We start from the raw sequence: 15393 nt of genomic DNA on the forward strand, positions 1-15393 counted from the left end.
ATGCTTAAAATGTAATATTAGCCCCTATGCTGAAACTGTGTTTGTACGCTGGCAGGCCGCGCCCGCCATTCCTGAAATCCTGGAATTCAGGATCAATGTCAAACTTATTGGCTTTCCAGATCATATAATTCCCTGTCTGGATAAATAGGCTCGCTGAACTGATTTTCAGATAACGAAGCGTTGCTTCCGGGATATTATAAGACAAGGTAATTTCCCTTAATTTGATATACGACGCATTAACAACATTGATATCCGCCAAAGTGTAGTATTGGGTATTTCGCCTGAAATTCTCTGACGGATCGGCTACATAAGAGGGGATATTGGTTAATAATTCATCTCCCGGTTTTTGCCACCTGTCTAAAAATTCCGGGTTTATATTGCCATAGTATCCGCCCGCAGATCCTGTAAGTCTTCCAGAATAAAACTGATTAACATCCCTTCGCATGACAGCGCCGAAATTGTATATCATGTTAGCGGTAAGGGCCAGACCTTTATAAAGAAATGTGTTAGTCAATCCTCCATTGTATTTGGGGGTGCGGGTACCCATATAAACCAGGTCTTCTGCCTTTGCTGAATTAAAACTTTTAGTTATAGTGCCGTCAGCAAGCTTAATTTGAGGATCTCCCATGTTATCCAGTCCGGCAAATCGATAGGCAAACAGCGGCGTTGAACTGTAGCCAACAACATTCTCAGATGACAACCGATAAGTGTCTGTCAGCATATAAGGCTGTAAGCCCGCGGATTCATCAAATTTGTTTTGATTATAACCGAAAGTCAGGTTCGTGCTCCAGGTAAAGTTGTTTCCCTTTACATTTACAGATCTGATATTTAGTTCGACGCCTTGATTATGCAAATTGCCCAGGTTTCCTGTAATTGAGGAAGTACCATTCAGAATGTTAACAGGCACACCGCCCAGCAAATCCGTAGTTCGTTTGTGATAGTAGTCAATACTACCGCTTATACGCTGCTGCAGGATCGAAAAATCAAGGCCAATATTGATTGTGCGGGTTGTTTCCCAGCTTAAATTTTGATTAGCAGGGATATCTATATTTAATGCATTTCCTGTTGTGGAATTATTTTCAGCAATAAGAATGTCCTGAAGATAGGCGGCGCCCACATAAGGTGAATTTCCGGAGATCCCATAGGTTGTTCTTAATGCGACATCGTTCAGCCAATCCGGCATTTTAATAAAAGCCTCCCGGCTGATATACCATTTACCCCCAATGCTGTAAGCAGGCTTTTTCTGACCCGATTGAGCTCCTGAAAAAAGATTGCTGCGATCTGTTCTGATACTTCCGTCTACGCTATATTTATTATCGAAAGTATAATTCATCAATCCAAAATAGGATTTGAAGCGTGTCAGAGTTTCATTACTCGTAAAAGGAACCTGTCCCAGAACACTTCTGCCGGAAGAAACAGTGCCAAACACACCATTGTTTAATTTGATATAATCAATCAGAGGATAAGTCTGCAAGTCCATATTGTAGCCGAAAACATTACTCGCCGTAGAGGCCAATTTCTGTTCCTGGGCTTCCTGTCCTATCTGAAAATTAAACTGATCCTTTCCATTACGCAAATTAGTATTGTAAATCAACTGGTTACGAATCGTCCAGTTTTTCAGATCAGTAGGTATAGACACATACTTTCCGCCTTCATTCGGTAAATAGTAAACCGGAGTTGAACTGGTGCTTGGCGCTACCGTAAACGCAACAACCTGCTCGCGCACTTTGTATGAACTAATATCACTGTATTGCGTATTGTTAATTTTACTCTTTTGGTAACCAAAAGTTCCTTGATAACTGAACCCTTTCCACAGTTTTAAATTCACATCCGCTGTTACATTCGCCGTCAGATCATTGTATTTGGAGAATGCCGAATTAAGTTCATTCAAAGGATTATAATCGAGATTTACCCGGCTGCGGGCCTGGTAATCGGCACGGGTTTCTGGTGTCAGCCCCTGAAGATAATTCAAATTAAGATTGGAGCCGTCCGCACCTTTGAAAAGCTGATAAGGCAAAAAATTGCTGCCCACCGAAATGGAATTCGCATCGTAACGATCGGTATTAGCCAGCAAAGCATTTAGCGATATCCTGAGTCTTTGAGTTGGGTTAAAACTCTGATTAAGATTAATCCTGTACGATTTGTCGCTCGCCCCCAAAACATTGGTATGATTATCAATATAAGAAATAGAACTGTAAAAGGAGTATGCCTCGCCGCCTCCTGAGGCTGAAACCGTTTGGTTTGTGGTGTAGGCATTTCTATACCATATTTTTTTAATCTGATCGAGATTATTAATTCTGGAAAGGCTGTCTAACCCTGCAGTCGCCTGAGCCGAAGTAATCAAGCCTCTGTTCTGATCATATAAAATCTGTTCATGAGGCGCGATAAAAGACGTGCTTAGAGAATTATAAGGATACAACGTCGGATTAAATAATTCTTTCCCAAGCTGGACGAACTGTGCGCTGTTCAGCCTTGGCTGATAATTTAAATCAGGCTTTCCCTGAAAGTTAATAAACGCATTATAGTTTACTTTTATCTTTTGATTTCTGCGCCCTGATTTAGTATTTATAACAATGACACCGTTAGCTGCACGTGCTCCCCAGATCGCGGCCGCCGATGCATCTTTTAAAACGGTTATGTCATTTACATCATTAGGATTAATCGTGCCAATATCATTTACCTGGATGCCATTGACAACATACAAAGGCTGAGTATCCAAATTGATGCTTGTATTGCCCCGCACAATTACCTTTTTCGTTGACTGACCTGACTTATTAGGAATATCACTCGTAGGACCGCTTAGTACTGTCAGTCCGGGTATCAGCCCGTCAAGCCTTTGTAAAATATCGTTAGTGCCGGTTCTCAGGTTAAAAACTTCCATATCAGGCTTCGAAAACGAACCTGTGGCGCGCTCTTTACTCAATGTCTGGAGACCTGTTGAAACAACAACCTCTTTCATCGACATAATATCCGGCTGTAAGTAAAATATGATCTCGTTGCGACCGCCGATGGCTACTGTATCAGTTTTATAACCAATATATGATACCACTAATCGTTCATCAGCCGGCGGGCCTATAATCACATAATTCCCCGATTCATCCGTGACAGCACTGAGACGTCCGTTGAGCACGCGAAGCGTCGCTCCGGATAAAGGCTCATTCTTCTCGTTATACACCCTGCCATGTACCAAACTATTCCCCTGATCAGGCGAATCGTCTGATGCTGATGATACCTCCGCTTTTTTAATTACGATGATGGTTTTGCTGTTAATCTGATAAGAAAATGGCTGATTGTTGAACAGCAGCTTCAACGCTTCCCCCAGCGGCATTTTCTTCACATCGATCGTGAGTGATTTACTGTTATGCAAGATTTCTGATGTATAGACAAAGTCGTATCCGGTTTGACGCTTAATGTCTTTAAAATAATCAGATATAGGTGCATTGGTCCTTTTGAGTGTGACATTCTGAGCTTTTGAGAAAAGTCCAGCTGTCATTAAAAGACAAAAGGAAAAGAATGCAATTAAATTTCGACGTCGGAATAAAAAGACCAGTCGAAAAACAAAAGATATAAGCCATAAATTGGCACAAGCACGGTTATTGCATCCGTGTTTAATGTAAAATTTATACATTTGTTCGGGTTTAAATTATTAGGATTGAAATAATAAATATATAAGCCCTTTTGATGCCGGAGACGCGCCAACGTTTCCGGCTTTTTCGGCTTCCATACTTGAAATATACTATGGCATAACCAGTACACTCCTTTCTTTAATTTTAAAATGAACAGCCTCTGTTATTTCCAGAACGGTCAGCACTTCCTTCAAACTTTTTGATCTTGAAATCGAACCGCTCAATTTAATGTTCCCTACATCGCCTCCGCATATCACTTTAACATCATACCATCGGCTTATTTGCCGCATAATCATGCTTAACGGAGCTTGTTCAAAAACAAAATCGCCGTTTTTCCAGGCAACCGATTCCTCCGGATCCGCTTTAGTTACTTGTATTTGCTTATTTGTAACGGAAGCCTGCTCTCCGGGTATTAGAATTTTGTCACTTGATCCAATTGATATTTTTATGCGGCCTTCCAGTAAAGTTGTTCGGTTTACAGGCTCGTCCTGGTAAGAATTCACATTAAAGTGAGTGCCCAGAACACGAATTGACTGTCCGGACGATTGCACAAAAAACGGATGATCTTTGTCATGTGCAACTTCAAAGTATCCTTCCCCGGTTAACACAACCTGACGTGTGTCACCTGCGAACACAACCGGATAGCGCAGAGATGATAAAGCATTCAGCCAAACCTTAGTTCCATCAGGTAAGATCACTTTATATTGACCTCCGGCAGGAGTTTCTATTGTATTATAAAGCGTGGCAATATCAGCACCTTTGGAATTTTTATCAGATTCGTACAGAATGGTGCCATCATTAGCTTTTTTGACAGCCACGCCGGACTGAATAGCCAGCTGCCCGTTACCGCGATTGTTCAGGAAAATTTTATTCCCGTTGCCCAACGTAAGTACTGCCCTGTTGCCACCCGGAACAATCTCGCTCAAAGTGTTATTTGGTTTCAGATTATTTTTTTGATTGTTATAAAAATGTATCCCAAAAACAGATATCGCTACCAGAATAGCGGCTGCGGCAGAATAACGCCACAATGACGCAATATTCCTTTTTCGTAAAACGGCAGGCTCCGGTATGACTTCATTAAATAATCTTGCCGACAATTCAGCCTTGATGTCACGCTCACTTATTTCAGGAAAGGGTTCTTTTATAAACTGGCTTAAGTAGAATCTTTCAACCAATATGGTCTCTTCCGCGGTGCATTCCCCGGCCAGATATTTATTAATAAGCTCTTCGGTTTGTTTTATATTGTCCATAATGACGTAAATCATTAATAAGACACCGCTCAAGCCCGCAGGATGCAGAGAAATTTAACTTTTTTTTAATAATTATTTAAAACTGCTCAAAAAAAGCACCAATATCATGTTCTCAGGCTTGTTAATATGAGTTTTCAGTATCGATAAGGCATTAGAAATTTGCCTTTTAACAGTTTTTTCAGAAATATTTAACTTTTCAGAGATTTCCTTGTGCGTTAAAAACTCTTTTCTGCTAAGTTCGAACACCCTCTTCATTTTCTCCGGCAAAGATTCAATCACGGCGTTAATGGCATCCAGTAATTCTTTCTCTTCAATTTTTTCAAGGACAGCGTTATGCTGATGCTGTAGAAAAATCGAAAAAAGATCGGTATATGTATTTCTCGTATTTTTGTCCCTTAAATAATTCAGGACTCTGTGGCGCACGCAACCAAAAAGGTAGGCTTGAAGGCTGGATAGTATTTGGTAACTCCCGGATTTTGTCCACAGCGAAGTGAATACATCCTGCACGATATCCTTAGCCTCATCTTCGTCTTTTAACATTTTTAGGGCATGAACATATAAGTGCCCCCAATGGCGGTTGAAAATCTCTGAAAAAGCCAGGCGATCCTGATGGCGTAATAATTCAACTAACTCCGTATCTGTGAGAGTGGTGTACAACATCCGATAACACTGTTGGACGAATATATCATTTTTATAATTCCTAATCAAACGGACACCATCTGCCTATCCGGTGCAATTCATCAAACAAAGCCGCATCAGCGTATCAATTAACGTCGGCCTCACTTCTCTCTTTTCTAACCAAGGCCCGTCAGTAAATTCAACGCATCCGCCGAAGGTAACTCTTAATAAGGGGAATAAATCTTTGGATCGTTTAATATATATTGATCAGCCTGACCTATACGTCTTTCTTCCGTACCCCTAAATAATAGCCCAGATTTTTCTCTAACTCCGCAGGACCTACATGACTGGCAAGTTCCGCCATATTTTGAAGATTAGTTATCAATGACGGCCACTTCATCGATTCTGAAAACTCCTTGTAAGAATTAAGAAAATCCTCACGGGGAGGCAGGGACGCACGGTTAATCTGAGATTTGGCGGATATCAGCGCTTGTTTATCAAAAGACACCAAACGCTCTGTGATATTGTCGACGAAACTGTCAAGCTCATCGTCTGAAACTGACCTCGTTATCCACCCGTACTTTTCTGCGGTCTCTGCATCATAATCCATACCTGTTAAAATAACTTCCAGTGCCCTGTCGCGTCCTATAACACGGGGAAGCCATTCGGACCCTCCTCCACCCGGCAGAATTCCAGTGCCAACTTCCGGCTGACCAAAGAATGCTTTCTCTTTACTCGCATATCTTAAATCCATAGCTAAAGCCAATTCGTTACCCCCTCCTCTGGTGCGTCCGCGGATTAATGCAATACTGATAAATGGAGCTTGCGACAACCGAAAAATGATATCAGTCCATAAGGGCACATCCCCATCATTCTGAGGTTTTGGAAAATCACCAAATTTTGAAAGATCAAAATGATTATAAAAATAATCTTCCGTCCGACTTGCGAAAATGACCGCTTTTAGCAGCTCATCTTTACTCAATTCTGTGATTAAATCGAACAGCTCCGAAACCGTTTCCGGAGATATTAAATTAACCGGGGGATTAGCAAATGTCACCTTTGCGACCTGTACGTTTATCCTCTCTGACCGGAGCAGCTTATATGGGTTCATGTAATTATTTTAAATTGCCTAAAAACTAATATCTACGGGGGAAAGCAAGGGGGTATTTTGACAAGACCCACCTTTATTACTTACAATGTGCAAGTAATAAAGGTATGCCATAGCTTCCGGAAAACCAATGCATATGTACGGCTATTCAAATGGATTGGCAAAAGTTTCGGCGCCGGCTCTGTTTCAGAATATTTTTTGCAGCAGACGTGATTAATCGGCTTTATGTGCCGACGCCGATTCCATACATATTAAAACATCTTACTTGTCAATTTAAGCAACACCCTTGTAAACGAGCGCAGTAAAAAAATCAGGACCGATGACAAACTTACCCCACTTCTCGTCGTAATTTTTCGTCGGTTTTGAGGCAATTACTTCTTTTACCGACATTCCGCTTTTTTTAAGTTTCGTTATCGACTTTTCTATATTTAACAGCATATCCCGATATTCCAATAAATCAGCCTTCTTACCGATAGGACCGTGTCCAGGTACAACAAGCGTACGGTCTGTAACGGCCTTTACGTTCTCTTCAGCTGCCGTGATCATACCATGTATGCTTCCGCCAGTATTATAATCAATGAAAGGATAATACCCGTTCCACCACGTATCGGCTACGTGAAGCGTATCGGTATCCGGAAAGTAAACCGAAAGATCGCTGTCGGTGTGCGCGGGGGCGTAGTGCTTTAACTTTATAAGCTGGCCTTCAAAATTTATTTCATGTGCCTTGCCGATAACTGTGGTCGGAATAGCACCTTCAGGCGCTGCCGGGAAAGTATAATTCCAATCGTCAACCCGGGTTGTCTGAGATAACCATTTCCTGGTATTTTCATGGGCTATTATTTGAGCCCCTTCATGATTTATCCATTCATTACCACTGGCGTGATCAAAATGCCAGTGCGTATTAATCAGATACTGGAGCGGCATATCGTTGATTTCCGCAATTTTTGCTTTTATCTTTTCCTTTGATACATCGATGCCGGCATCCACCATCAAATTTCCTTTTTTACCGCTCACCAGTATGATGTTGCCGCCTGAACCTTCCATGAGTGTTAAATTCCCCCTAAGTTTCGTGGTAATGACAGGAGACTTTCTGGCCTCCTCAATGATCATTGTGACCGGACTGCCCTGCTGAGCAAAAAGTGACTTAGGCGATATCAATAACATCCCCGAAAGAAGCCCGGCAGAAGAGATAAAACTTCTGCGAGTTAAGTAATTTTCTGTTGATTTCATTCTGGCTAATTTTTTAATCAAAATTAGTAAGCCATGAGATTCTGTTCAATGGACGTATCCAGCATTTTATGGTATGCCTGAAGGATATCAAAGAATGCAAATTGGCCAGGCAGCTTCTGCAGGGCATGACCGTTCCGGACTCTCGACTGCCCCGTCACCATAAATCAATAGCTGCCTGCTTCGGTAAAAACCCGAATGGAGATGCCACTGCTGAACATACCACAAAAACGCCTATCAGTACATTTTTACAGATACACTCAAATCTACCTTTGCATTATCGGTGCAATTAAAAATCACCCGAACAAATTTTCATTAAAATAATCTACCATTTAAAACAGAGAATCATGTCAAAAAAAGTTGCGGAACAATTAGTAGAGATGCTGGTACAAGCTGGTATAAAACGTATTTATGCCGTTACAGGTGATAGTCTTAACGAACTAAACGACGCTGTAAGGAAAGAGCCTGCAATACAATGGATTCATGTACGTCATGAAGAAGCAGGCGCTTTTGCTGCTGCGGCCGAAGCGGAGCTCAAAGGTATCGCGTGCTGTGCCGGAAGCAGCGGCCCCGGTCACGTCCACCTGATCAATGGCCTTTATGACGCACACCGTTCCGGATCACCCGTGCTCGCCATTGCGTCGACCTGTGCAACACATGAATTCGGGACTGGCTATTTTCAGGAGACCAATACCATACGTTTATTTGACGACTGCAGCCACTATAATCAGATAGCAGCAACTCCAGCCCAGCTGCCAAGGATGGCCCAGGCGGCTATTCAGCACGCGGTTCATCGCAAGGGTGTTGCCGTCCTGGGATTACCCGGCGACGTGGCGGCTTTGCACGCAGTGGAAAATATCTCGTCAAACGAGAATTACTTCTCAAAGTCAGCTATCATCCCTGCCATCGATGAATTGGAAAGCCTCGCTGCCCTGGTCAACAAATACCCGAAGATTTGCATTTTTTGCGGAATAGGGGCCGCAGATGCACATGACGAAGTTATTCAGCTCGCCGGGAAACTCAAGGCTCCCGTTGGGTATTCTTTCAGGGGTAAAATGGGAATCCAGCATAATAATCCATATGAAGTTGGAATGACCGGGCTCCTTGGACTTCCATCCGCGTATCACAGCATGCATGAAAGCGATTTAGTCATCCTGCTGGGAACTGACTTTCCATACGTTCCGTTTATCCCCCATGATAAAATCATTGTACAAATAGACAGCAATCCCGAAAAACTGGGCAGAAGGGCAAAATTAAAATTGGGTTTGCACGGCGATATTAAATCCGCCCTAAAGGCTCTCCTCCCTTTGCTGAATGAAAAAACTGATGCCAGCTTTTTGAAAGCACAGCTTCATATTTATGAAAAGGTCAGAGAGCATTTGGCAATTTATGTCAGCGACAAGGGAAAGTTTGATGCAATCCACCCGGAGGCAGTCGCTGCGGAACTTGACAAACTGGCTGCCAGCAATGCAATTTTTACCGTAGATACCGGTATGTGCTGCGTATGGGGAGCCAGATATATCAGGTCGACAGGTCAAAGGCACATGCTGGGATCATTTATCCATGGTTCCATGGCCAGTGCGATACCCCACGCTATTGGTGCCGCTTTTGCGTGTCCCGATCGTCAAGTGATCGCCATGTGCGGAGACGGCGGTATTTCTATGCTTTTAGGTGACCTGGCAACAATCAAACAATACGAATTACCCATAAAGATGATCGTATTTAACAACCGTTCACTAGGTATGGTCAAACTCGAAATGGAGGTACAGGGACTGATGGACTTCCAGACGGATATGGTGAATCCCGATTTCGCTATGGTTGCAGAATCAATGGGAATTAAAAATATATCAATTCATGACCCTGAAAAACTGACATCAGCCCTTGAGGAGGCATTTAGCGTCCAGGGCCCCGTGCTTGTAAATATTTTCACTGACCCCAACGCTCTGGCGATGCCACCAAAGATAGAGCTAAAAATGGTGGAGGGCATGGCTTTGTCTATGACCAAACTTATGCTTGGAGGAAAGTTTATTGAAGTACTGGATACCGTAAAATCTAATTACAAACACTTAACGGAATTAACTGATTAAATTCTCTTCCTGAGTAACACTCATCTAAAAATGTCTTTATGAACATTATATCATCACCTGCCCTCAAAAAAAACATGGAAAAGAAGTTTATAATCGCTTGGTTTTTCGGCTTGATTTTCTATTTTCTTGAATATGTTATAAGATCTTCCCCTGCAGTTATGATTGCGGAACTCGGCAAAACTTTCAGCGTAAATCCGCTCGGGGTAAGTGCTATCCTTGGTACCTATTATTATACATATTCCTCAACAAGCCTGATTGCAGGTATTGCGCTTGATCGCTACGGCGCCAAAGCCCCTGTAGCGATCGGAACTAGTATTTTAGCCCTGGGCTGTATCCTGTTCGCCTTGCCAGTTGTAATCGCAGGTGATACCGGCCGGTTGCTCCAGGGTGCCGGTTCCGCCTTTGCCTTTACAGGCTGCGTGTACCTCGCCTCTCACGGCTTTGCAGCGAAGTACATCGCCACTGCGATCGGCATCACGCAATGTGTAGGAATGCTGGGCGGATCAGCCGGCCAGTTTCTTGTCGGACCATTCATCCACAGAGGTCTGTCCGTTAGCAGCTTTTGGATTGGTTTAGGTATAACCTGCGGAATAATCGCTATGCTGCTATATTTTACGACGCCGGGCGAGGATAAAAGCAGCGAGAGGCAATCCGGGGTCATGAATATCATCGAGCCTTACAGAATTGTATTCAGAAATCTGCAATCTTACCTGAGCGGCCTTCTGTCGGGACTGCTTTTTGCCCCTACGACTATATTCGCAATGACCTGGGGTGTTGCCTTCTTCCAGCGTGACCGCAGCAATAGTTATGAGGATGCTGTCCTTACATGTTCCATGGTTCCCCTGGGATGGGTGATCGGCTGTCCGTTGCTTGGCTGGATATCAGACCGTATCGGAAGGCGCAAACCCGTGCTTACCGGCGGCATTTTTATCATGCTGGCAAGTTTCGCACAGCTGGTTTTCCTGCCCGGGCTGGCCTCTCCTCTCATTAGCATGTTTTTATTCGGAATTGCATCTGGTGCAGCTATGATCCCATATACCATCATCAAAGAAGCAAATCCGGATAAGGTGAAGGGGAGCGCGACAGGCGCAATAAACTTTTTGACTTTCAGTATCACAGCCCTGCTTGGTCCGGTTTTCGCATCGCGATACGGCAAAAACCTGCAGACAGCCACTGACCATGCGCAGCATTTCAGACAGGCCGGCGGCTTTCTCCTTCTGATTACTGCAGCAGCATTAATCGTCAGCCTGGTTATTAAAGAAACTGGCCCGCGTCAAAAGAAAGCAAATTGATATGATCCATAAATCCTAAAATGCCTGAAATGAATCTTTTTAAATTTTTTTTTTGCCTCTTATGCTGCTGCTGCTGCACCAAGCTGATCTTTGGTCAGGGAGGTTCGCCGGATTACAAAGACGGGATGACAATCAAGCTTGATTCGTCAGGAAAAAAATATATCCGCTTTATGACCTGGGGAACATTCTGGGCAAGACAGACAGCCGCCAATCCCGGAACAGCGATCAATGGCGTCCCTAAAGCAAGCTGGTCGGATTTTAGCCTCAGGCAATTCCGGTTTGTGACATACAGCCAGCTTTCCCCCCGCTACCTGATACTGGCAGATATCGGTATAGACAATCAGGCTTTCTCCACCGGCGGCGCAGCAGGCGGAGGCAATACCGGAAATGGCGGTCAGACGTTTGCCGGTACCCTCGGCAAAAAGCCGGAACTTTATCTGCATGACCTGTGGAATGAATACGCGATTATTCCGGATAAGGACCCCAATACCGGAAGAAACAATAAAGCGTCCTTATACGTCGGAACAGGTCTCCATTACTGGAACGGCATCAGCAGGCTGACCTCAGCAGGTTCTGCAAACTACCTGGCCGTAGATGTGCCGCTTTACAACTGGCCGCTGGTAGACCTTTCCGATCAGTTTGCAAGGCAGCTCGGTGTATACTTCAAAGGTAACCTCGGGCCGGTCAGCTACCGCTGGGCAGTAAACAAGCCGTTCACGGTATTGTCCTCGCCTGCAGCGTTCCCGCACGGAAGCCGGGATAGCAGTTTCGCCGTAGATAATAACGCTACCGGAAAAATAGCAACTACAGGATATGCTACCTGGCAATTCTTTGAGAAGGAAAACAACCTGTTACCATACTTCACCGGAACCTATGTGGGAACAAAAAAGGTTTTTAATATCGGTGCCGGATATTACAGCAGTGCTGAAGGAACAGTAACGCAAGCTGCCAACAGCGCCTCTTCCGCCCTCATCCGTCATGCTATAAATTTATGGTCTGTAGATGCTTTCGCTGACCTGCCATTTGGGGGAAAAGAAAACTGGGCTTTTACCGGATACAGCGTCTTCTATCACTATGACTTTGGCCCCAATTACCTGCGTTACGGTTCAATCATGAATGAAAATGTCAGCGCGGCTCCGAATTATAATGGCAGCACCTCCCAGGCCGGTTTTGGTAATGCTGCTCCCATCATTGGAACCGGGACATCCTGGTTCACGCAAATTGGCTTACTGTTGCCAAAAACAATTTTAAATGGCAAAACGAGGTTTCAAACCTTTGGTGAATATAGCCGGCAAAAGTTTGATCGTTTTGGGAACGCAAGCTTCACTTATTGGAGTGCAGGCGGAAATATCTACCTTGATGGCCACCATGCGCGGATATCATTAAAATATCAAACCCGGCCAATTGTTGTTGCCGACAGGCAGGAATCGTCGAAAGGGTCGTTTATTATCGCTACACAAATCTACCTGTAATTGCTTGCACAAGCAAAGTCTTGTATATAAGAATAATGAAGCCGAAGCTGTATTATTAGCTGTTAATTGTACTATTAAATCCTGCCGGAATTCATTCCTTTGCTGCAGACAATGTCTGCTGGTATATTACACTTAATGCCGTCAATTAAAAACTTGCCGATCACACGTCCGGCGGTTATTCGTTCGGAAATGAGCTATTTTTTAATATTTCGTTTTTGACTGTACACGCCTCACTTACAGCCATTAAAGACATGCACTGACACTGTAAAATATTTTTTACTTTTATAGAAAAAAACACATGCCCACTTTCAGGATATTCCTTATAAGCTGTGTAATGCTCTTAACCGGAACAAACGGTTACACTCAGACACCACCAAAAAACAGTGTTGAACAGCTTGTTAATTCGCTGGATCAGAGCAGACCGGATAGCAGCCGGATAGATATTCTGTGGCATTTAGGCGATCATTATTTATATCTTCCGGGTAACGCTAAAGAAGATATTGACAGCGCTTTTTTATACTTAAATCAGGCAGTAAAACTTAGTGATCAGTTACAACTGCCGGAATGGAAAAACAAAGTATTTATTTCGTTGGCTACATGCTATATCGAAGCAGGCAGACTGGAAACCGGGAAAACTTTTTTTAAACAAATTATCGCTTATTATAAGAAACAGGGAAACAGCTACCAGCAAGCACATACCTGGTTGGCTCTTGGAGACCAGCTGGCGAACAATGGGAAAAATGACCATCAGCAAGAGCGAAAGGATTGCTATCAGAAGGCAGCAATCCTTTACAAGGAGGCCGGGGACAAGAAAAAATACATTCAAGCAATGGCCCGCCGGACGCATATCTTGCTTGACGAACGAAAAACAGACGAGGCGGAAAAAAGTCTTTTGAACATACGGGACGAGAGTAAAAGAAACGGATATTATAATGATCTTTATGGATGGGCGCTGGATAACCTGACAACCTTAGCTGCTTCAAAGGGCGATTTTTACCAGCAGCTTTTTTATCAGTTTGAGAATCTTGATGCTTTAAAAAAGCACAAAGAATATTACACCATAAATGGCGAAATATTATGTTATAACAGAATAACGGATCTTTACCTTCAGCTCGATGAGTATGACAAAGCCGAGATTTATGCAAAAAAGGAGCTTTCCCTTACTATACAAGCTAAAGGAGATTACATATACCCGTTAGATAATTTAATTAACGCCCTGCTTAATCAGGGAAAAACAGCAGGTGCTTTAACGATACTGAAAAGGACTATTATTTCCATGCCGCCGGACACCAGGCAAAGCATAGATGTAAATCAGTTTTTTGGAAGAGTTTACGCTGCAATGCGAAAAAAAAATATAGCTGAGCGTTATTTTCTGCGTGCTGTAAGAGGTTATCGATCTATGGATCCAAAATATGAAAACATAGATTATTTTACAGCCACATATGAGACAATTGCAGAGTTTTACGTAACGACCGGGCAGTTCCATAAGGCAGCGCCGTTCTTGTCCGGTCTTGAGAGTATAAGTAAACACTTTACAAAAGTGCAGAAAAGTACTTTGGCCCTGAATAAATCAAAAGTGGACTCAGCCTCAGGAAATTATTTTTCTGCTCTTAAGCATTTCCAATACCACTCTCATCTTAAAGACACACTTTTTAACATTGAAAAGGCTAGCCAGCTAAATCACCTGGAAGTTTCTTTCGAAACAAAACAGAAACAAAATCAAATTCGTCTTCTTGACGCTCAGAACAAAACTAATCTGGCACGTGCACAAAAAGCTGATTTGGCACGCAATATTACAGCTGTGGGTATACTGGTTATGCTTGTTATTTCAGGTATTACTTTTAACACAATAAGAAATAAAATTAAAAGCAATCGGTTACTAACTGCTAAAAATAATGAGATAGACCGCCAAAACAGCGATCTCCAGCTAATTGTTTCGGAGAAAGAAGGACTGCTTCGCGAGAAAGAAGTGTTACTTGCTGATAAGGACATATTATTAAGGGAAGTTCATCACAGAGTTAAGAATAATCTTCAGATAGTCATGAGTTTATTAAGTACACAGCTTGAATACCTCGAGAACAAAGAGGCGTTACAAGCCATTGAAGAAAGCCAGCAGCGCGTTCAGGCGATTGCGCTGATTCATTCAAAACTTTATAAGGAAAAAAGAGGTCTGAGCATCGACATGAATTCTTATATAATGGATATGGTGGAGGATTTGACGAACATTTTCAGTGCAGCTACGCGACGGATAAGATTTAAAACTGAAATCGATATTATAAATTTGGACGTCGACTTTGCTGTGCCCGTTGGCCTTATTCTCAACGAAGCGATCACAAATGCAATCAAGTATGCTTTTGACGAAAAAGGCGGGGAAGTGCGCATATCGCTTACAAAATCTGGCGATGAACAGTCGTTTTTGCTTAAAATATCAGACAACGGAAAAGGCTTTCCAAAGGATTTTGATCTTGACAGCGTTAATTCACTTGGAATTGTTATGATGAAAGGGCTTAGCGGGCAAATACGGGCTGAATTTAAAATTATAAATGATGAAGGGGTAACAATTTGGCTCAAAATTCCGGTCGGCCCCCAAAACCACTCTTTTGTAAAATCGAATTCTTACATCACAACTGAAGACCAAAACATAATATTAAATTATGGTTAGCACAGAAGTAGCCAACCATCCCCCCTGTGGAAGGCGGCAATTAGGTGTAGT

The 15393-nt window shown here is 43.0% G+C and carries 9 protein-coding genes; 4 read left to right on the forward strand and 5 right to left on the reverse strand.

The features are described from left to right. Nucleotides 1–4: 4 nt before the first annotated feature. The 5 genes from E2R66_RS11420 to E2R66_RS11440 form a co-directional block, all read right to left on the reverse strand. Entirely contained in the window at nucleotides 5–3493 is a 3489-nt protein-coding gene (locus tag E2R66_RS11420) for a SusC/RagA family TonB-linked outer membrane protein (protein ID WP_158288387.1), read from the reverse strand. A 243-nt stretch (nucleotides 3494–3736) separates the two neighbouring features. Further along, a complete protein-coding gene (locus tag E2R66_RS11425) occupies nucleotides 3737–4876 on the reverse strand; it encodes a FecR family protein (RefSeq protein WP_158288388.1) in 1140 nt (379 codons plus the stop codon). 72 nt (nucleotides 4877–4948) lie between these two features. Beyond that, a complete protein-coding gene (locus E2R66_RS11430) occupies nucleotides 4949–5536 on the reverse strand; it encodes an RNA polymerase sigma factor (protein WP_133230542.1) in 588 nt (195 codons plus the stop codon). Nucleotides 5537–5771: 235 nt separating this feature from the next. Then, a complete protein-coding gene (locus tag E2R66_RS11435) occupies nucleotides 5772–6605 on the reverse strand; it encodes an enoyl-CoA hydratase/isomerase family protein (protein ID WP_133230540.1) in 834 nt (277 codons plus the stop codon). Between the two features lie 270 nt (nucleotides 6606–6875). Continuing rightward, on the reverse strand, nucleotides 6876–7832 hold the full coding sequence (locus E2R66_RS11440; RefSeq protein ID WP_133230538.1) for an MBL fold metallo-hydrolase: 957 nt from the start codon (nucleotides 7830–7832) through the stop codon (nucleotides 6876–6878). Nucleotides 7833–8176: 344 nt separating this feature from the next. On the opposite strand from E2R66_RS11440, the gene E2R66_RS11445 reads away from it, so the two are divergent. The 4 genes from E2R66_RS11445 (at nucleotide 8177) to E2R66_RS11460 (ending at nucleotide 15342) form a co-directional block, all read left to right on the forward strand. Further along, nucleotides 8177–9916, forward strand: coding sequence for a thiamine pyrophosphate-dependent enzyme (locus tag E2R66_RS11445; RefSeq protein WP_133230536.1), 1740 nt, complete (start codon nucleotides 8177–8179; stop codon nucleotides 9914–9916). Between the two features lie 38 nt (nucleotides 9917–9954). Then, nucleotides 9955–11208: an MFS transporter gene (locus tag E2R66_RS11450; protein ID WP_133230534.1), complete on the forward strand. Its 1254-nt coding sequence runs from the start codon at nucleotides 9955–9957 to the stop codon at nucleotides 11206–11208. Nucleotides 11209–11333: 125 nt separating this feature from the next. Beyond that, the gene (locus E2R66_RS11455) at nucleotides 11334–12680 is read left to right on the forward strand and encodes a porin (protein ID WP_133230532.1); all 1347 of its coding nucleotides are present in this window, start codon (nucleotides 11334–11336) and stop codon (nucleotides 12678–12680) included. A 334-nt stretch (nucleotides 12681–13014) separates the two neighbouring features. Next, entirely contained in the window at nucleotides 13015–15342 is a 2328-nt protein-coding gene (locus E2R66_RS11460) for a tetratricopeptide repeat-containing sensor histidine kinase (protein ID WP_158288389.1), read from the forward strand. Nucleotides 15343–15393: the final 51 nt, after the last annotated feature.

Origin of the sequence: Mucilaginibacter psychrotolerans (genome assembly GCF_004519315.1) — a bacterium.
Taxonomy (GTDB): domain Bacteria; phylum Bacteroidota; class Bacteroidia; order Sphingobacteriales; family Sphingobacteriaceae; genus Mucilaginibacter; species Mucilaginibacter psychrotolerans.